Origin of the sequence: Seramator thermalis (assembly GCF_004138125.1) — a bacterium.
GTDB lineage: Bacteria > Bacteroidota > Bacteroidia > Bacteroidales > Dysgonomonadaceae > Seramator > Seramator thermalis.
Genome location: NZ_RXHS01000010.1, coordinates 58,047 through 77,253, shown reverse-complemented (window position 1 = coordinate 77,253; position 19,207 = coordinate 58,047). Strand labels below are relative to the sequence as shown.

Sequence of the window (19,207 nt, the reverse complement as noted above, 5' to 3'; positions counted from 1 at the left end):
CTGTTATCGTTTGATCACATCCGAAAGTGGAATGAACAGCGCTTTCAAATCCGGATCAGCCATCGTAGAGTCGAGCGGAAAAATGGGTCGCTGCAATCGTTTGTAGGGTAAACGGAACAAATCCTGATCGACCCCTCCCGGCGTCGATGCCATTACCCAGTCGCCACGCATCGCGTAAAGTTCAGGCTCGAGATAGCCTATTTTTACTACCAAAATATCCGTTTCGCGGGGATTCAATCCCAAACCGGTGAAATCTTTTTCTTTGTGATAGCCTTTCCGTCTCTCGGTTACGATCACCGAAATATTTCCGCATTTAACCACCACTTCGGTTTTGGCATCAATATCGCCTTCCCTGATTGCCGTAATCTCGCCCTGCAGGCGAACAGGCCCTGCATAACGATGATCGATAGCCGCACCGGCCGTGGCATCAATCTTTCCGCCGATACCGATCTCCTTTGCCTTCTTCACAAATTCCGGTCCCGGAATCGAGGCGTAAATCAATGTCTTTTTACCTCCGGATTTAAACTCGGGACGCTTAAATATTTCCGTCAGCGTCCAGGTAACGTCGCCGGCACCTCCGGCCGTCGGATTATCGCCCATATCACTGATAATAAAAGGCTTTTTATCACTCGACAGGGCCTTGTCGAGCGCATCTTCGAGCGTAGTTGTGGGAGCCACAAAATCGAATTGCTTGCGGACATTCCAAAAATGGCTTGCCAATTTTTCGGCCGCGGCCGCCACTGCGTCCTTATCATCACCATAAGCCATCACAACCCCGTGGTTACGGGGTTCATCAGCCCAAGGATAGGACATCCAAATCGAGGCATCGATTACCTTGTCTTGATCGATCACCGATGGGATTTGAGCATATAAACTTTTTCCCGGTTCTACACGGGTACTCGTTTTTTCGCCCGGAAGCAATATGGGTACGGCTATCCATGCCTTATAAGCCGGTTTTCCTTTTTTTGTCTCAAGTCGCTCGAGCAGATTGGTTACCGCTCTTTTTTTCGAAACGACGGCATCCTCATGAGGAGCCATTCTGTAACAGGTGATCAAATCGGTGTTTTGAGCCAATCGTTGCGAAACGCAGCCGTGCAAGTCCATAGAGGTAGAAATAAGCACATCCGTGCCTACCAGATCGCGAATGCGAACAATGAAATCTCCTTCGGGATCGTCGAATCCCTGCACACTCATGGCTCCGTGTATATCGAAAAATATGCCGTCGAGCGGGAAAGCATCTTTAAGCATGGCCAGTGTTTTGTTCACAAGCGATTCGTAAGCTTCCCGTGTCACGATACCTCCCGGCATGGCATGTCCCCGAAGCGTCGGAATCCAATGTGCCCGGTTGATAACTCCCGAATCGGGTGCGAAAAACGGATAGTATGTGAAAACGCTATCGCCAACTCTTGCTTTAAAAGCTTCTTCGCCGGTTGTAGCCGGTGAAAAAGTACTCGATTCGATGGCCAATCCACAAATGGCAATTCGTGGAAGTTCGTCGTTTTGTGCTTTATTGTTGTTACAAGCGATTACAAACAACACCGACAAGATGCAGAGTGTCATTAAAACCTTTTTCATTTTAGTATAGGATTAGTAGAGTTTTGTAAGTGACTTGAAGGATTAATTTGATCGATTACATGAATGGTGTGTACTGCAGCCAAACAGGCGGTTTCGGTGCGAAGTCTGTTCTCGCCCAAACTCACCGGAAGAAATCCGCCGTCCATGGCCAAGTGCACTTCTTCTTCACTGAAATCGCCTTCCGGCCCAATCAAAATAAGAACATCTTCGTTTGGCCGATATGCTTTTGCCAACAATGTTTTGGGCGTCTGATAACAGTGTGCGACGAATTTTTGCCCTTCAAAGCTACTTCGAACGAAATGGCCGAAATCTATCATCGGATTTAGTTTGGGGAGATAAGCCTGTTGCGACTGCTTCATGGCCGAAACGATAATTTTATTCAATCGATCCGTTTTCATTTCTTTTCGTTCCGAAAATCGGCATTGCAACAGGGTGATTTCGTCCACACCTATTTCGGTAGCCTTTTCCGCAAACCATTCGTTGCGATCCATATTTTTTACGGGAGCAAATGCAATATGAATATGTTCGTTCCGGGTTTTGTCTATTTGGGTAACTCTGTCAATGCCGACAGCGCATCGTTTGGGATGAGCTTGCAAAAGCGTACAATCGTAAAAAAATCCTTTTCCGTCTGTGACAACGATCTGCGCCCCCTCTTTCATCCGAAGCACCTTGACACAATGTTGCGATTCGTCTTCCGTCAAAAACGGATGTTGACGAATATCGGGAGCAAAAAAAATTGAGTCAGACATAAGAAATCCTCTTAAGAATGATGTTCCCTCTTTTTAATTTCGTCACGCAGACGGGTTGCCAATTCGTAGTTTTCATCCTTCACCGCCTCTTCCAGCTTAGATTTTAGTTCATCTGTCGAAAACATGGACAAATCGTCCGACCGATTATTTTCTTTTTCTCTTGGGACAGTGTTTTCGGGAGCATCGAACGGCGCGTTTTCGTCGAAAACGATAGCCATATTTTGCATGATTTCTTCGGTAGTATATATTGGCGAATGTGTACGCATGGCAATGGCCACAGCATCCGACGTGCGTGAATCGATACGGTATTCGCGGCCATTTTGCAGCAGGAGCAGCTCGGAAAAGAATGCGCCTTCTTCGAACTTGTAGATAAATACTTCTTTCAATTCGATATCCAACTTTTGAAAGATAGTATAAATCAAATCATGCGACAAGGGGCGTGGCGGTTTGATATTTTCCATCACAATGGCAATAGATTGGGCTTCGGGCGTGCCAATGACAATGGGCAAACGCCTGATTCCGTTTTCTTCGGCAAAAATGAGAGCATAAGCACCCGCCTGAACCTGGCTGAACGAAATTCCGAGTATCGATAGTTTAACTTTCTTGGTCACGTTTTTTATTTTACAAACTTTACACTTCAAAAATACATTTTTTTTGTCGAATTGCAGTCGAATTTATTTTATTTTGAAAAAAACGGACGATTTTGTATTGTTGCAAAAAAATATTTATCTTTGCACCCGCAAACACGGTGGATGTAGCTCAGCTGGTTAGAGCGACGGATTGTGGTTCCGTAGGTCGTGGGTTCGAGCCCCATCCTCCACCCCACTCCACAAATTCAAATATAATATAGATCTGTTTTAGGTAATCACGTATTTCTTTCATACGTGATTTTTTATTATCTCCTCCTGAATTCCGAACACACAATTGCTGTAGCTACTGCCACATTCAACGACTCAGAAGTCGGTCGATGAGGCGGGTAATTGGGAATGTATAGTTTTTCGCTAATGAGTGACTGAACATCGGGACGTATTCCGTTTCCTTCGTTACCCATCACAACAACACCATGACCGGCGAGAGGAGTTTGATATATGTTCTTCCCTTCGAGGAAGGTGCCATAGATCGGTATCCCCGTTTTTTCCGACAAGAAATCGAATAAATTCACATAGCAGATTTTTACGCGGGCTATGGCCCCCATAGTGGATTGCACCGCTTTTGGCTGATAAATGTCAGCACTATCGTCCGAACAAAAAATATGCTCAATGCCAAACCAGTCGGCCAAACGTACGATCGTTCCCAAATTGCCCGGATCTTGAATTCCGTCGAGAGCCAACACCAAATTCGTTTTCAAATCAAGATCAACGATATTTGCTGTCGGCTGGTAAAAAACGCCAATAATCGGAGGAGGCGTTTTAAAAAATGTGGCTTTCTTTAATTCGTCCTCAGTCGCCAACACAATTTCTTCGACATTTTCGGGTAGATTTATTTGTTTTATTGCTTCAGGCAAGCCGGCTATCAATTGACAATGGCATGAGCAGAGCAAATCGGAAACGGTCTTAAGGCCTTCCGCCACAAAAGTTCCATGCTCCATCCGATTCTTTTTATCTTTGAGCGACTGAATGTATTTGATTTTATTCTTACTGAGCGACATATTGATTTCCTCCTCCTATTTGAAACACAAAGGTAGTATTTCTTCGCCACTCGTCAGGTCTGCGGTGTGTAGTAGATACGAAGTATTTTACAGAGGTTTATTCTGATCATGAAGCTATAAATCAAATACCTGAAATATTTAATAGGTTGATAACGATATGTGTCCGGTTTATTTTTCCTTTTCCTCACATAACGATTTTTTTACCGATAGATTAAATGGAGCTGTAGCACCTACATAAAAATTAAAGTCTTTTCCTTTAAAGTTATATCCAATATCTGCCTGTGTACATGCAATATCCGATATTCCAACAATAATCGAAATTTCAAAACTAAAACCTTCATTTTTACTCCAACTAATATTCGGAATTATCCGGAAGAATTATCCATTACATCATAACACCTCCCCGCCTCCGGCGGTACCCCTCTTATCTTAAGAGGGGAGTAATTATGGTATCCTCACCTAAACCGTCCCCTTATCTTAAGGGGACAAGTGCTGCCGCCAGGCAGCACAAGGGTTATGATATTCTGAGGACGAAGCCGACTTCGCGTCTTTGCGCCTTCGTGGCGAATAAATGTCCTGCCTTCCGGGCAGGTTTCCGACGAATATCCATGCCGGCAAAAAGCGAACAAACAAAACGAAAATTTGTAATTTAAAATTCCCATTTCTAACTTCTTAAATTCTCAATTCTCCATTACATCATAACACCTCCCCGCCTTCGGCGGTACCCCCTCTTATATTAAGAGGGGGGTCGGATCACACTTGCCATATAACAGTCCCCTTAAGATAAGGGGACAAGCGCTGCCGTCAGGCAGTGCAGGGGTTATGATATTCCTCCACTTCTGACTTCTTCACTTCTGACTTCTTCACTTCTGACTTCTTCTCTTCTGACTTCTTCTCTTCTGACTTCTTCTCTTCCAACTTCTTCACTTCTTCTCTAATAGCTCAAGTTTTCGAACTTGTGCCGGAAACAACGACAGTTGATAAACTGCCTGTCGTTTTGCGTCCAAGTTACGCTGACGCTAAACTTGAACAAGCCGGATGGCAAGAAAAAATTAGCAGTTATCTGCGAAAATCGACCGGAAAATATTCGCTCGACATTGAACATTTTCTATAATTCGCTAATTTTCGTACCTTTGCAGCGCAAAACAAACAACGACTGTTTTGGCGTAGAAAAACTGCAGATACATTTTCATGGAAGAAAAAAAGCATCATTCCGGTTTTGTGAATATCGTTGGGAATCCCAATGTGGGCAAATCGACTTTAATGAACCGTTTGGTCGGGGAAAAACTGTCGATTATTACGGCGAAGGCACAAACTACGCGCCACCGCATCATCGGCATTGTCAACAAACCCGATTATCAGGTGGTTTATTCGGATACGCCGGGAGTGCTGCGTCCCAATTACAAGCTGCAGGAGCAGATGCTCAATTTTTCATTATCGGCTCTTGATGATGCCGATGTGTTGCTGTATGTTACCGACGTGGTGGAGAAAATTGACAAGAACGACGATTTTCTTGCACGGGTGCAACAACTCGATATGCCGGTGCTGTTGCTGATCAACAAAATAGACCTGACTTCGCAGACAGAGTTGGAGAAGATGGTGGAGCAGTGGCATTTATTGTTGCCAAAAGCCGAAATTTATCCGATTTCGGCAAGTAACAATTTTGAGGTGGATCGCGTTGAAGAACGCATTCTCGAGTTGTTGCCCGAATCGCCACCCTATTTTGAGAAAGATGCTTTGACTGACAAGCCTGCCCGGTTTTTCGTAACAGAAATTATTCGCGAAAAAGCGCTTTTGCTTTATCAAAAGGAAGTGCCCTATTCGATTGAAGTTGTGGTGGAAGAATTTAAGGACGAACAGGACCTCCTTCGCATTCGCGCTATTATTTTGGTTGAGCGTGATTCGCAAAAAGGCATCGTAATCGGGCACAAAGGCGAATCGCTAAAGAAACTGGGGACAATGGCTCGCAAAGATATCGAACATTTTTTCGAAAAAAAGGTTTTTCTCGAATTATACGTCAAGGTAGAAAAGGATTGGCGCAATCGCGACAACATGTTGAAGGCTTTCGGGTACAAACTCGATTCATAAACAAATCAGACAAAAATTTATGCAAAATATAGTAGCTATCGTGGGACGCCCCAATGTGGGCAAATCGACTTTGTTCAATCGACTGACACAAACTCGACGGGCAATTGTGAGCGAAGCAGCCGGCACCACTCGTGATCGCCAGTATGGCAAAGTTCAGTGGGGAGGACAGGAATTTTCGATCGTCGATACCGGCGGTTGGGTTGTAAACTCCGATGATGTGATGGAGGACGAAATCAATAAACAGGTACGCGTTGCTATTGAAGAGGCGGATGTAATTCTGTTTGTAGTGGATGTTACCAACGGGTTGACCGATCTGGACAACGGTGTTGCTTCGATACTGCGCAAGTCGGGTAAGCCGGTTATTGTGGTATCCAACAAAGCCGATAATTTTGAATTGGGACATCAATCTGCCGAATTTTATTCGCTCGGATTGGGCGATCCGTTCAGCGTTTCGGCAGTTAATGGCTTGGGAACGGGTGATTTGTTGGATCGGATTCTTTCGTTGTTTTCGAAGCAAAGCGAGGAAGAACCGTTGGCCGATATCCCGAAGTTTGCAGTTGTAGGAAGGCCGAATGCAGGCAAATCGTCGATAATAAATGCCTTGATGGGTGAAGATCGGAACATCGTAACCGATATTGCCGGAACCACGCGCGACTCTATTTATACCCGATACAACAAATTCGGGATGGATTTTTATCTGATCGATACCGCCGGAATTCGCAAAAAATCGAAGGTTACGGAAGAGTTGGAGTATTTTTCGGTGATTCGGTCCATTCGTGCCATCGAAAATGCCGATGTTTCCATTTTGCTCCTCGATGCAACGCGAGGTATTGAAAGTCAGGACTTGAGTATTTTTTCGATTATTCAGAAAAACCGTAACGGAGTGGTAGTTTTGGTCAACAAGTGGGATTTGGTGGAAGAAAAAGACAACATTGTGATAAAAACTTTTGAAAATGCCATTCGGAATCGTTTTGCTCCTTTCACCGATTTTCCAATTATTTTCGGATCGGCGCTCACCAAACAGCGCATACTGAAAGTGATGGATACGGCCAAAATGGTGTATCAAAATAAACAACGGAGAGTGCCCACACACAAACTCAATGAAGTGATGCTTCCTATCATCGAGCAAACTCCTCCGCCGTCCAACAAAGGAAAGTATATCAAAATAAAGTATGTAACTCAATTGCCCAATACCTCTGTGCCAAGTTTCGTATTCTTCTGCAATCTGCCTCAATGGGTCAAAGAACCTTATCGCCGATTTATCGAGAACAGGATGCGTGAAAACTGGGACTTCACCGGCACACCCATCAACATATTTTTCAGAGAAAAATAGGCGGATGGAAAAGGTGTCCTGCCGATACCACACCTACATGTTGCTGTAGGGAATTTTTTTTGCTTCACAAATCTCAATCAGTCGGGTTTTGATGTCTCGCAGGTCTTTGTACTTCAGATTTTCCAAATCGATTTTGTAATTTTTGCCCGCAGTAGTGTGCATTGTCAGATAACTGAGCCCGATGCCTACTTGCGTGACCGTTTCCCACAAAATGGATCCTTTTACTTTTTGTGCAGGCAAATCGATATGGAACGCATCGTTGTCAAGAACAATCATCAGCGCATGCTGCAGCGTCGTAACAAGCAGTATAAGCAGCACTCCAAGCAAAACGCCTACAAGGCCCGAATAAAAATAGAAATCGATTTTATGTTGAAGAATCCTGAAAATAATCACACCTGCCGAAATCGCAATCAGATAGCCTGCCGCAACAATCGAAGCGATTTGCAAACGTTTCGAAATCCTGTAATTGATGATTAACTCGTTCATAACTCTTCTTTTTCCACAAATTTACATCATAATTTTTTAATAGACACGCCACCCTTTCAAAATTTGTCTCTTTTTTTGGATCGAACACCAACCCGCAATCTCCAATCTCCAACCTCCAATAAAATGTGGCTCTATGTGAAATAGTGTGGGTAGATAAAAATTGAGGTTGCCTCATGAATTACGGATAACCCGTTCCCTCCCTCATTTCTTTTCTCATTAACCATTCTCCGGTACTTTCCCGCCCTCATCTCCTCATCGGGGCACCCGATCTGCGCAGAGAGCGTGCCGCCGGGCAGCACAGGGGTTATGATATTCTGAGGACGAAGCCAACTTCGCGTCTTTGAGCCTTCGTGGCAAATAAAAGTTCTGCCTTTCAGGCAGGTTTCTGACGAGGATTCATGCCGCAGAATAAATTCTGCGGTTATGAAAATTCGGCTTTTCAAGCCAAAAAAGTTTTCAATTCACAGGCTCACTTTTGCCTGAAAGGCAATAACATTCATAACCGCAGGCCGCCGACCTGCGGACAAAGATACAACAAACATATGCTGCCTGAAAGGCAGAACTATTGTCGCTGCATTGATAAATATCTTCGCCGGCAAAAATAAACCAACAAAACGAAAATTCGTAATTTAAAATTTCCACTTCTAACTTCTTTAATTCTCAATTATCCATTACATCATAACACCTCCCCGCCTTCGGCGGTACCCCTCTTATCTTAAGAGGGGAGTCGGATCACACTTGCCATATAACTGTCCCCTTAAGATAAGGGGACAAGCACTGCCGACAGGCAGTGCAGGGGTTATGATCTTCCTCTACTTCTGACTTCTTGTTAATTCTCAATTATCAATTGTCAATTATTGTCCCGACCTCATCTCTTCATCGGGGCACCCGATCTGCGCAGCGAGCGTGCCGTCAGGCAAAAGACAAGCTGTTTGATCCGTCAGCTGACGGAGAGTTATTTGTCTTTTAGCGAACAAGCAGCTGTCGGGTCAATGAGGAGATGCAGTCTTGATCTTTTTTGCATACTTTTTTGCATCAAGGCAAAAAGTATGTGGGGTTTGGGGCAAAGCCCCAAGAATCAATGGATAATGTATAATGCATAATTTACCGATTCGATAATTTGATGATTCTCTGTAATTCGTAACTCGTAATTTTCAATTCCCGCTTCCAACTTCTTCACTTCTTTCTTAAATTCTCAATTAATTCATAACACCTCCCCGCCTTCGGCGGTACCCCTCTTATCTTAAGAGGGGAGTCGGATCACACTTGCCATATAACTGTCCCCTTAAGATAAGGGGACAAGCACTGCCGACAGGCAGTGCAGGGGTTATGATCTTCCTCTACTTCTGACTTCTTGTTAATTCTCAATTATCAATTGTCAATTATTGTCCCGACCTCATCTCCTCATCGGGGCACCCGATCTGCGCAGAGAGCGTGCCGTCAGGCAAAAGACAAGCTGTTTGAGCCGCCGCAAGGCGGTGAGTTATTTGTCTTTTAGCGAACAAGCAGCTATCGGGTCGATGAGGAGATGCAGTCTTGATTTTTTTTGCATACTTTTTTGCATCAAGGCAAAAAAGTATGTAGGGTTTGGGGCAAAGCCACAAGAGTCAATGGATAATGCACAATGTACAATTGATTGATTTGATGATTTATCGATTTACTGATGAATTCCGATAATCTGAGGACTTCGCGTCTTTGCGCCTTCGTGGCGAATAAAAGTACTGCAGTTGCACAGATGAATATCTGCACCGGCAAAAAAACAAGCAAAACGAAAATTCGTAATTTAAAATTCTTATTTCTCTACTTCCCATTTCTCTATTTCTTGTTAATTGTCAATTATCCATTACATCATAACACCTCCCCGCCTTCGGCGGTACCCCTCTTATCTTAAGAGGGGAGTCGGATCACACTTGCCATATAACTGTCCCCTTAAGATAAGGGGACAAGCACTGCCGCTAGGCAGTGCAGGGGTTATGATATTCCTCTACTTCTGACTTCTTGTTAATTGTCAATTGTCAATTATCCCTTATTCCTCTACTTCCCATTTCTCTATTTCTTGTAGAACCTAAAATGTTGTCCATATCGAAATATTACCGTAGGAAAAATTTATTTCCTTTGTCTAACACATAAAATTACATTTTCGAATGTCTGAACAACAGCTCATCAAAGAAATATTGTCCGGAAATACTAACGCATTTAAAATCCTCGTTGACAGGCATCAAGGAATGGTGTTTCGCACGGCTATGGGATTTGTTCATTCGAAAGAGGATGCCGAAGATATTACTCAGGAAGTGTTTATTCAGGCTTTTCGTTCCTTGTCGGCTTTTCAGGAAAAATCGGAATTTTCAACATGGCTTTATCGAATTACGGTGAATACGTCTATCAATTTTGTCAACAGAAATAAATTACGCCGATTGTTGATAGATACGGGCGAAAATTTAAAAGCATTGTTGAATATTTCTTCGGATGAAAAAAATGCCCATCAACGATTGGAAAGCGACGAAAGAAATAAAATGGTTCGAAATGCGATCGACAATTTGCCGGAAAAACAACGTACAGCATTCGTTCTGAGTAAGTATGACGATTTGTCGCAACGGGAAATTGCAGATATTATGAAAATAAGTGAAGGCGCTGTAGAACAGCTCTTGCAGCGAGCGAAAGCAAATCTTCAAAAAAAATTATCCCGTCTGCAGTAGGAAAATTAAGATTGAATTGTCTAACAAATACAACGATCCTGAAAATGAAAACAGAAGATGTCATAGACAAAGTAATCGAAAAAGAAAAGCAGGTGGAATCGAACCCTTTTCTGTCAACGAGGATCATGTCGAAAATAGCGACCGAGAATGCCCCGTTAAACAAAAGAGTTTACTTTTTCAGACTGCTCGTGGTGGCTGCAAGTATTGCACTCGTGATGAGAATGGGTGTTTCGATAGGGAAAATTTACGACGAACATAGAATTGACAGAATGGCTTTGAATATCAATGACTCTCAGATAGAAAATCTAATCTACTATATGGATGCGGCTTATGAATAAAACGACCAAAATATTGGTATGGGTGATAGTTCTTTTGGCTTTGCTTAATCTGACGACAATCGGGACGATACTCTATCTTGATTATCGGAAAAAAGCAGAGAATGGGGAAATTATAGTTCCCTCAACGAACACTACCCCCATTAATGGGCGATTTTTCCGTAAAGAACTGGGTTTTGATGATATACAGATGGATAAATTCCGTGCATTGAACCACCCTTTTCAGGAAACGGCAAGGATGCTGATTTTCGATATCGACTCTATGAAACGCGAAATGTTTATCGAATTGAATAAATCGAATGTTGATACACTGAAGGTGAATGATCTGGCAATAAAAATCGGCGAACATCACGCCGAATTGAAACAACAGATCAATGCCTTTTATCTGGGATTGAAGAATATTTGCAATGAAGAACAAGCCATAAAACTACAAAACGCTTTCGAACCGCTATTTTATGAGGATGGCGCCAACAATTTAATGCGGAACGGAAACGGAAGTGGTTACCGACACGGACAAGGATTTGGACGTGGAAATAATCAAATTAATAATAACAACTCCAATTAAAATTAAAAACAATGAAAACAAAAGGATTTTTATTAACACTGGCTTTGGTCGCATTTATCGGTGTAGCCGACGCACAAAACCAAAGTAAGACACAAAAGCAAACGAATAAGGAAACTGCCACAAACACCCAACGAGGCAAGGCTTTTGTGGATAATAACAACAATGGGACTTGCGATAACTTCGAAAACGGAACGCCACGCAATTCTGCAGCAAACGGCACCCAACGACTTCTCGATGGTTCGGGCAGAAAAAATGGAAACGCTACCGGACAAAGAAACGGACAAGGATTTCGACGAAACAATGCCCAAAGGACCAATCGATAATCGATTTTGGCTCGCAGGTGGGGAATATTTTTTAATTCCCTCCTGCGAGAAAAAAACGGAGAACTTTCAACGGTCATCAAATAACAATCGAATAACATCATCAAAATGATGAAGACAACAATCTTGGTATCGTTTATTTTGGCAACATCGTCTCTGCTGATTGCCTGCGACAACAATACAGAACAATTTGAGCCAATTGCGGGGCAAGAATCGGCAGTTTTGTCCGAAACCCTGAAAGCTCAAATTTTATCCGATACGGCGACTCTCCTTCCTGAGGAAGTAGAGGGCTTAATGTTAATGCGGGAAGAAGAAAAAATGGCACATGATGTGTATTCTTCTTTCTACGATAAATTTGGATTACGCGTTTTTGCAAATATTGCGAATAGTGAATCAAAACACATGGAAGCAGTCCTTTGGTTGATAAACTCTTACAAGCTAACCGACCCTGCATCAAATGAATTGGGAGTTTTTGAAAATGCCGACATTCAAAATCTTTATAATAAGTTCATGTCGGAGGGTGTGAATGAAGTGGAAGCATTAAAAATTGGAGCTTTTATCGAAGAATATGATATTGCCGATTTGGAAAAATTAATTTCCGAAACAGGCAACATGTACATCGTCAGGGTTTACACCAATTTATTGAATGGTTCAAAAAACCATCTGAGAGCATTTGTAAAAAATCTTTCCTCCAGAAATGTGGTTTATCAACCCTCTATTTTATCTCAAACAGAATATGCCGAAATAATAGGTGCGAACTGATCGAACGTAGATTTGTTTCTATTTCACTTTGATATTCTGTCAGTTTGTCTTTACGTAAAATACAGGTATTCGGTATTTCTATAAAATTGCTTCATATTCGATCATCGAAAAAAAACAGATTGATATCGCACGCTTCACAAACGTGAGATGATGTGCGACCTGACAGATTTTGGGAATCTGTCAGGTCGGGACGTTTACAGAGCACCCGACAAATTGTGCGTCAACATGAGATCGGAAAATATTGCTACCCCTTAAGCTGCCTGGCGGAAGAGCTTATCTTCTTATCTTAGGGGAACATTAGGTATGAATTTCATCGGTAAATCGGTAAATTATTCATTGTGCATTCTCAATTATCAATTAATTCTTTCTCCAACTTCGACAGCCTCCGATTAAAGTTAAACATATTCTGCAATAAATATATTTTTATTACTTTTGCGCAACTATTGATAGAAATATGAAACCATTCTATCGAAAAAACAATCTATTTGAAATTTTATGCTTAAAGATCTGATTGCTCGCAAAAGTCTCTACCAAATAAACCAACAAGCGCAGGAAGACAGTTTAAAAAGACATCTCGATCTCACCAATATCGTATTACTTGGGATTGGGGCCATCATCGGGGCAGGGATTTTCGTGCTCACCGGGACGGCTGCCGCTCTTCATGCCGGACCGGCAATTTCGATTTCGTTTATCATCTCCGCATTTGGCTGTTTATTGGCCGGCTTATGTTATGCCGAATTTGCTTCGATGCTTCCCGTTTCGGGAAGCGCCTACACATACGGTTATGCTACTTTGGGCGAATTTGTGGCATGGATCATCGGGTGGGATCTGATTTTGGAGTACTTGTTCGGCTCTGCTACCGTAGCCGTAGGTTGGTCGGGATACGTGATCAGTTTTCTCAACGATTTTGGAATTCACTTACCGGCAACTATTTGTCAGAGTCCGTTTGCATACGGCCCCGATGGCTGGTACCAAACAGGAGCCATCATCAATTTTCCTGCGGTATTTATCATTGCTCTGATGACAACTCTGTTGGTAATCGGGATCAAAGAATCGGCACGCTTCAACAACATCATCGTGATTGTCAAAGTGGGGGTGATCCTGTTATTTGTCGGGTTCGGAATTTCGTATATCGACGTAGAGAACTGGAAACCGTTTTTACCCGAAAACACAGGCAAATTTTCAGAATTTGGGTGGACGGGCGTGCTCACCGGTGCAGCGGTTGTGTTTTTTGCATATATCGGATTCGATGCCGTTTCGACTACCGCACAGGAAGCCGTCAATCCCCAACGCGATCTGCCGAAAGGCATTTTGCTTTCGCTGGCTGTTTGCACGTTGCTTTATGTGACTGTAAGCCTTGTCATGACCGGAATCGTGAAATATACCGAATTGAATGTTCCTGCTCCGATAGCCGTAGCGATCGATGCAACCGGCAAAGGGTTAGCCTGGTTGAGTCCTTTCATCAAAATTGGAGCAATCGCAGGACTGAGTTCGGTAGTCATGGTGCTGCTGCTTGGCCAGTCCCGCGTGTTTTACTCGATGGCACATGACGGGTTGCTCTGGAAAAGTTTTGCAAAAACACATCCAAAATACAAAACGCCCTATCTCACCAGCATTGTAACCGGTCTGTTCGCTGCTCTTTTTGCGGGTTTTCTACCCATCGGGTTGTTGGGCGAACTTGTTTCCATTGGGACTTTGCTTGCATTTGTGATTGTATGTTTAGGACTGATCGTTCTTCGAAAAAAAGAGCCGGATGCACCTCGAGCTTTCCGTACTCCCTGGGTTCCGTTCGTGCCTGTGCTCGGCGCGCTCATTTGTCTGGCTCAGATGGCAGCTTTACCCAAAGATACCTGGATTCGTTTGATCGGATGGATGTTGATCGGGTTTGTGATTTATTTTTCGTACGGTCGCAAACATAGTAGAGTACGAATGGAAAACCATAATCATCGGACTGAATAAGTTTAGTTCTATGTGAAATAGTGTGGGTAGATAAAAATTGCGTTTTCCTCATGAATTACGGATAGCCGGCTTATGACTAAAATTCCGCTCATCCTTTTCCGGTCCCATTGTCCATTCTCAATTAATTTTCCCGACCTCATCTCCTCATCGGGGCACCCGATCTGCGCAGAGAGCGTGCCGTCAGGCAACACAAGGGTTATGATATTCCCCACTTCCAACTTCTTCACTTCTTTCTTAAATTCTTAATTAATTCATAACACCTCCCCGCCTTCGGTGGTACCCCTCTTATCTTAAGAGGGGAGTCGGATCACACTTGCCATATAACTGTCCCCTTAAGATAAGGGGACAAGCACTGCCGCTAGGCAGTGCAGGGGTTATGATATTCCTCTACTTCTGACTTCTTGTTAATTCTCAATTATCAATTGTCAATTATCCATTATTGTCCCGACCTCATCTCTTCATCGGGGCACCCGATCTGCGCAGAGAGCGTGCCGTCAGGCAAAAGACAAGCTGTTTGAGCCGTCAGCTGACGGAGAGTTATTTGTCTTTTAGCGAACAAGCAGCTGTCGGGTCGATGAGGAGATGCAGTCTTGATCTTTTTTGCATACTTTTTAGCATCAAGGCAAAAAAGTATGTAGGGTTTGGGGCAAAGCCCCAAGAGTCAATTGATAATGGATAATGCACAATGTACAATTGATTGATTTGATAATTTATCGATTTACTGATGAATTCCGATAATCTGAGGACTTCGCGTCTTTGCGCCTTCGTGGCAAATAAATGTTCTGCCTTTCAGGCAGGTTTCCGACGACGATTCATGCCGCAGAATAAATTCTGTGGTTATGAAAATTCGGCTTTTCAAGCTGGAACTATTCTCGATACATATCCATCGCAGTCGAAGCCTTCAATTCACCGGCTAACCTTTGCCTGAAAGGCAATAACCTTCATAACCGCAGGTCACCGACCTGCGGACAAAGACGTCCCTGCAATCTCTGCCTGAAAGGCAGAACTCTTGCCGTTGTACAAATGAATATCCACACCGGCAGAAAAAGAACAAACAAAACGAAAATTCGTAATTTAAAATTCTTATTTCCAACTTTTTCACTTCTTTCTTAAATTCTCAATTATCCATTATCCATAAGTTTGGGGATGAGATTTTACCTCACGAAGGGCATTTTCCTAATTACAATTTCCCCAAGATTCGATCCATCACCCAATTGGTGCGTGCAGCAGAGATGCCCGTGCTAACAGGTAAATTGCCATCGCCATTCAAATATCGCACAATGCTTTCGATCAGAAAATACTGAATATTTTCGGGATTTTCTTCCCGAAATTCCTGAATGCCTTCGGTTGTTTCCAACTTTATAGGTGTAAATTCGAATGTGGAGAAAGTTAGTTTTCCTTCTGTTCCCACAAAATCGATCAAGTCGGTGCGTGTATTTTGAGGTGCAACAAAACTCCAACTTCCACTTCCCGAAAGTCCCGACGCAAAACGAAAAGCAGCATTCACCGAATCTTCCGCTTCATACAGTCCGGCAATGTTATTTGCGAATCCTTCTGCACTCTCGATAGGACCAAAAAGAAAATCCAGTAAATCGAACTGATGAGAAGCCAAATCGTAGAAATATCCGGCGCCGGCAATTTCTTTTCTAACCCGCCAGGGTAAGTGATTTTTGTCGTAGTCGGCTTCGTAAGGCGGAATAGCAAATCGAATCTGAATGGACGATAATTTTCCCAAAGCTCCATCGTCGAGCAGTTGCCTTACACGCTTAAAATAGGGCAAGGTTCTTCGATAATAGGCTACGAAACAGGGTACTCCCGTTTCTTGCGATACTTTGTTGATTTCGACGCACTCGGCATACGATGCGGCCATCGGTTTTTCGACATACACCGGTTTGCCGGCTTTCATGGCTGCGATTGCATATTCGGCATGCGATCCGGGAGGTGTGGCTACATAAATGGCCTCAACATCCGGATCGTGAATCAGCTGATCGGCATTGTCGTACCATTTTCCGATTCCGTGTCTGAGTGCATAATCGCGAGCTTTTTCACCATCGCGTCGCATCACGGCAACTACCTCCGAACCTTCAATTTTGCTGAAAGCCGGTCCGCTTTTCTTTTCGGTAACGCTGCCACATCCTATAAATCCCCAGTGAATCATGTTTTTTAAAAGAAATGAGAAGTTAGAAATAAAGAAGTTCGGAATGCAAATCTTGATGTTTGAAGACTTCTTCATACAGAAATTTCCCGCGATGAGAAATCACCCCCAAAATGCCAATGAATGCAAACACAAGTGCAATATACAAAAATATATTTGACATAGCGTCGATTTGTCCGTATGAATGCATCCCGCTTAAAAAATAATTCACGCCGAAAAATGTCATCAATACCGACGAAAATGCCAATACGGAAAGTAAATTCATCAACCAGTCGCTGTCCCATTTTTTCACCAAATGGATGTGGGTTACCACCGTGTAAACGACGATGGTGATGAGTGCCCAAGTTTCTTTCGGGTCCCAGCCCCAATATCGTCCCCACGACTCGTTTGCCCAAACGGCTCCCAAAAATGTACCGATGGTTAATAGTGCAAGCCCCACCATGAGCGTAATTTGATTGATGAGGGTTAGTTCTTTGATACGATAAGCCAACAGACGATTGCGCTTTGTGAAAGTCATCAGCAGTAAATTGACTATCCCGATCAGGAAACCGACGCCCAGAAATCCGTAAGCCGCAACGATGACGGCAACATGAAACATAAGCCACGGCGATTTGAGTACGGGAACCAGATTCCCGATTTGCGGATCCATCCAGTTCAATCCGGAAACAAAAAGGATGATGCCGCCAAAAACCGTTGCCATAGCAAGTGTAATAGTGCTTTTTCGACCAAAAATCATTCCTGCCAATACGGTAACGGCAGCAACGTAAACCATTGTTTCATACGAATTGCTCCAAGGGGCGTAGCCGGAAACGTACCACCGCAGGGCAATCCCATAACCATGAAAAAGAAATACTGCAACGATGACGATTTTCACAACTTTCGAAAGCGAAGCCGGGCGTGGACGATTTTTCAACATTTGAATGAAGGAGAAGATCAGCAACAATCCGCCCATGATAAAATATCCAATTTTGCAGCGATCGAAAATTTTCCATTCGTTGTAACGAATTTCGGCATGGAGTTTTTGAGGGTGGATGAGTGATAACTTATCGTTTTGGATTTGATAATCGCTAATCGACTGAAGCGAAGCGTCGGGCTTGCTCCAGTTACCGTTTTGCGAAGCCTGTCGTACATCCGCCAGATAATTGGCAAACGATTGTCGGACAAATAAAGAATCGGCTTCCGAAAAAGTGGAAAGGCTGTCTCCGGGCGCGACCCATCTACCCGTTGAATCTTGAGGATCGGGATAGATGGCAAGCATGCCGTGATGAAGCAAGCGGTCAATAATATTTACCCGTTCGTCGAGTTTCATCATATCCTTATCGAAAGAATCTCGTTCCGATGGGGATTTCATATAAACTCGATGCAATGGTGTCAACAGACGGTAATTTCCCTGCCGGTCGAAGAATAGATTATAAGAAGCATAATCTTCGGGCAACTGAAGTTTGGCCGAAATCTCTTGACTTGGAATGGCGATAATGGGAGTTTGTGTCCAAATTTCGGGAAAGGCAAGAAAACTGAGCAAAAACTGGTCGGCATTGAAATCTCCAATTTGCTCCTGTTTATAGATTTTTCGCAGAATTTCGGAAGAGAAGGTATTGACGGGTTCAATACGTCCGTTCGACTGCACGGGCAGTGCGCCAAACTTTGCTGCATGATTGCGATCGATTGCCGCTTCTTGCACGGCATTAGCTATCGTCTTTTCCTGAGCTGACGAAAAAGTTGGGATCGCTATCAATAAAATAATAGGGATAATTTTTGCAATGGTCGAACGCACTTCATTCAATTGACCGGCGAGTTGACGAAATCGTGAATTTTTGGTGGTGAAAACCATCACAAAGCCAACCAATAGCAGGAAATATCCCGAGTAGGTAATGGTGCGTCCGGCAACATCCTTATTCACTGACAGCACCGTACCTTTTTCGTCCTCGTCGTAGGATGCCTGAAAAAAACGATACCCTTTCACGTCAAGCACATGATTCATGTAAACCTTTGCATCAAACGATTTGTCGCCCAGTTGCACGCGAAGATTACTCTCGTAGGACGATGGACTTTCGGAACCCGGATAACGAATCAATTCAAAATCGGTTAGCCGGAGCATAAATGGCAATTTTTCGAAACGCATTCCTCGATTGGAATGTACCAACATTTGATCTGTCGTTTCGCCTTCGCGAATGTGTACTGTCCCTTCTTTGCCAAATACATGTGTGATGAAAGCGCCAATCAGGATAACGATAAACGCTACGTGTACTACAACAAGTGCCCAACGTCGTTTTTGAATAAATTCGTGTTGATCGAGAATCAGTATAAAATTGACAACCAGCAGCGATTGCAGCAGGAAAAACAAAGGTGAATAATAAACCAGCATTTTGGCAGCCTGAGTGCCGAGATATTTTTCGATGAGCGTTGCCAATGCCAACCCCAAAGCATAGATCAACAGAAAAATGATAGTTGCACGATAGGTCGCTAAAAAACGAATGATTTTGGGCATCGTCAAAAAAGTTGATATTGAATACTATATTACAAAATTACTCGATAA

The 19,207-nt window shown here is 43.3% G+C and carries 16 protein-coding genes and 1 tRNA gene; 9 read left to right on the top strand and 8 right to left on the bottom strand.

Features of this window, described 5'->3' with window-relative positions; translation table 11 throughout:
* Positions 1 to 3 precede the first annotated feature (3 nt).
* The 3 genes from EJN84_RS08730 to EJN84_RS08720 are packed head-to-tail and all read right to left on the bottom strand — an operon-like array spanning position 4 to position 2,935.
* Complete coding sequence (locus tag EJN84_RS08730; RefSeq protein WP_129595062.1) at positions 4 to 1,575, bottom strand: M81 family metallopeptidase; 1,572 nt, start codon at positions 1,573 to 1,575, stop codon at positions 4 to 6.
* A complete protein-coding gene (locus tag EJN84_RS08725; RefSeq protein ID WP_129595061.1) occupies positions 1,572 to 2,324 on the bottom strand; it encodes a 16S rRNA (uracil(1498)-N(3))-methyltransferase in 753 nt (250 codons plus the stop codon). Before EJN84_RS08725 ends, EJN84_RS08730 begins: the two co-directional genes overlap by 4 nt.
* 11 nt (positions 2,325 to 2,335) lie before the next feature.
* Positions 2,336 to 2,935 carry a bifunctional nuclease family protein gene (locus tag EJN84_RS08720; protein ID WP_129595060.1) on the bottom strand — a complete coding sequence of 200 codons (600 nt, stop codon included), beginning with the start codon at positions 2,933 to 2,935 and terminating at the stop codon, positions 2,336 to 2,338.
* A gap of 137 nt (positions 2,936 to 3,072) precedes the next feature.
* Here EJN84_RS08720 and EJN84_RS08715 point away from each other — a divergent pair.
* Positions 3,073 to 3,149 (top strand) — tRNA-His (locus tag EJN84_RS08715).
* A gap of 70 nt (positions 3,150 to 3,219) precedes the next feature.
* Here EJN84_RS08715 and EJN84_RS08710 read toward each other — a convergent pair.
* Positions 3,220 to 3,972 carry a TrmH family RNA methyltransferase gene (locus EJN84_RS08710; protein WP_129595059.1) on the bottom strand — a complete coding sequence of 251 codons (753 nt, stop codon included), beginning with the start codon at positions 3,970 to 3,972 and terminating at the stop codon, positions 3,220 to 3,222.
* Positions 3,973 to 4,776: 804 nt separating this feature from the next.
* A complete protein-coding gene (locus tag EJN84_RS12460; RefSeq protein ID WP_262707355.1) occupies positions 4,777 to 4,899 on the bottom strand; it encodes a hypothetical protein in 123 nt (40 codons plus the stop codon).
* Positions 4,900 to 5,163: 264 nt separating this feature from the next.
* Between EJN84_RS12460 and era the strand changes: the two genes are divergently transcribed.
* Together era and der are read left to right on the top strand one after the other, a co-directional pair.
* Complete coding sequence (era, locus tag EJN84_RS08705; protein WP_129595058.1) at positions 5,164 to 6,060, top strand: GTPase Era; 897 nt, start codon at positions 5,164 to 5,166, stop codon at positions 6,058 to 6,060.
* A 19-nt stretch (positions 6,061 to 6,079) separates the two neighbouring features.
* Positions 6,080 to 7,393 (top strand): ribosome biogenesis GTPase Der, encoded by a 1,314-nt coding sequence (der, locus tag EJN84_RS08700; RefSeq protein ID WP_129595057.1) that lies wholly within the window; start codon positions 6,080 to 6,082, stop codon positions 7,391 to 7,393.
* A gap of 33 nt (positions 7,394 to 7,426) precedes the next feature.
* Here the strand turns inward: der and EJN84_RS08695 are convergent, their stop codons facing one another.
* Entirely contained in the window at positions 7,427 to 7,879 is a 453-nt protein-coding gene (locus EJN84_RS08695; RefSeq protein WP_129595056.1) for a hypothetical protein, read from the bottom strand.
* Between the two features lie 2,144 nt (positions 7,880 to 10,023).
* Between EJN84_RS08695 and EJN84_RS08690 the strand changes: the two genes are divergently transcribed.
* From EJN84_RS08690 to EJN84_RS08665, 6 genes are all read left to right on the top strand, one after another.
* Complete coding sequence (locus tag EJN84_RS08690; RefSeq protein WP_101487709.1) at positions 10,024 to 10,575, top strand: RNA polymerase sigma factor; 552 nt, start codon at positions 10,024 to 10,026, stop codon at positions 10,573 to 10,575.
* Between the two features lie 44 nt (positions 10,576 to 10,619).
* Entirely contained in the window at positions 10,620 to 10,913 is a 294-nt protein-coding gene (locus EJN84_RS08685; RefSeq protein WP_129595055.1) for a hypothetical protein, read from the top strand.
* A complete protein-coding gene (locus EJN84_RS08680; protein ID WP_129595054.1) occupies positions 10,906 to 11,475 on the top strand; it encodes a hypothetical protein in 570 nt (189 codons plus the stop codon). Before EJN84_RS08685 ends, EJN84_RS08680 begins: the two co-directional genes overlap by 8 nt.
* A gap of 11 nt (positions 11,476 to 11,486) precedes the next feature.
* Complete coding sequence (locus tag EJN84_RS08675) at positions 11,487 to 11,798, top strand: hypothetical protein (protein ID WP_129595053.1); 312 nt, start codon at positions 11,487 to 11,489, stop codon at positions 11,796 to 11,798.
* 105 nt (positions 11,799 to 11,903) lie between these two features.
* A complete protein-coding gene (locus tag EJN84_RS08670) occupies positions 11,904 to 12,557 on the top strand; it encodes a DUF2202 domain-containing protein (protein WP_129595052.1) in 654 nt (217 codons plus the stop codon).
* A 495-nt stretch (positions 12,558 to 13,052) separates the two neighbouring features.
* Positions 13,053 to 14,516: an amino acid permease gene (locus tag EJN84_RS08665; RefSeq protein WP_129595051.1), complete on the top strand. Its 1,464-nt coding sequence runs from the start codon at positions 13,053 to 13,055 to the stop codon at positions 14,514 to 14,516.
* A gap of 1,180 nt (positions 14,517 to 15,696) precedes the next feature.
* Here EJN84_RS08665 and EJN84_RS08660 read toward each other — a convergent pair.
* Positions 15,697 to 16,674: a Gfo/Idh/MocA family protein gene (locus EJN84_RS08660; RefSeq protein WP_129595050.1), complete on the bottom strand. Its 978-nt coding sequence runs from the start codon at positions 16,672 to 16,674 to the stop codon at positions 15,697 to 15,699.
* Positions 16,675 to 16,696: 22 nt separating this feature from the next.
* A complete protein-coding gene (gene ccsA / locus EJN84_RS08655; RefSeq protein WP_129595049.1) occupies positions 16,697 to 19,159 on the bottom strand; it encodes a cytochrome c biogenesis protein CcsA in 2,463 nt (820 codons plus the stop codon).
* Between the last annotated feature and the right edge of the window lie 48 nt (positions 19,160 to 19,207).

Coding starts and splice junctions, on each gene's coding strand:
- EJN84_RS08690 (WP_101487709.1), top strand. CDS start 10,024: ATGTCTGAACAACAGCTCATCAAAGAAATATTGTCCGGAAATACTAAC.
- era (WP_129595058.1), top strand. CDS start 5,164: ATGGAAGAAAAAAAGCATCATTCCGGTTTTGTGAATATCGTTGGGAAT.
- EJN84_RS08695 (WP_129595056.1), bottom strand. CDS start 7,879: ATGAACGAGTTAATCATCAATTACAGGATTTCGAAACGTTTGCAAATC.
- EJN84_RS08725 (WP_129595061.1), bottom strand. CDS start 2,324: ATGTCTGACTCAATTTTTTTTGCTCCCGATATTCGTCAACATCCGTTT.
- EJN84_RS08710 (WP_129595059.1), bottom strand. CDS start 3,972: ATGTCGCTCAGTAAGAATAAAATCAAATACATTCAGTCGCTCAAAGAT.
- EJN84_RS08685 (WP_129595055.1), top strand. CDS start 10,620: ATGAAAACAGAAGATGTCATAGACAAAGTAATCGAAAAAGAAAAGCAG.
- EJN84_RS08675 (WP_129595053.1), top strand. CDS start 11,487: ATGAAAACAAAAGGATTTTTATTAACACTGGCTTTGGTCGCATTTATC.
- EJN84_RS08660 (WP_129595050.1), bottom strand. CDS start 16,674: ATGATTCACTGGGGATTTATAGGATGTGGCAGCGTTACCGAAAAGAAA.
- ccsA (WP_129595049.1), bottom strand. CDS start 19,159: ATGCCCAAAATCATTCGTTTTTTAGCGACCTATCGTGCAACTATCATT.
- EJN84_RS08730 (WP_129595062.1), bottom strand. CDS start 1,575: ATGAAAAAGGTTTTAATGACACTCTGCATCTTGTCGGTGTTGTTTGTA.
- der (WP_129595057.1), top strand. CDS start 6,080: ATGCAAAATATAGTAGCTATCGTGGGACGCCCCAATGTGGGCAAATCG.
- EJN84_RS08670 (WP_129595052.1), top strand. CDS start 11,904: ATGATGAAGACAACAATCTTGGTATCGTTTATTTTGGCAACATCGTCT.
- EJN84_RS08680 (WP_129595054.1), top strand. CDS start 10,906: ATGAATAAAACGACCAAAATATTGGTATGGGTGATAGTTCTTTTGGCT.
- EJN84_RS08665 (WP_129595051.1), top strand. CDS start 13,053: ATGCTTAAAGATCTGATTGCTCGCAAAAGTCTCTACCAAATAAACCAA.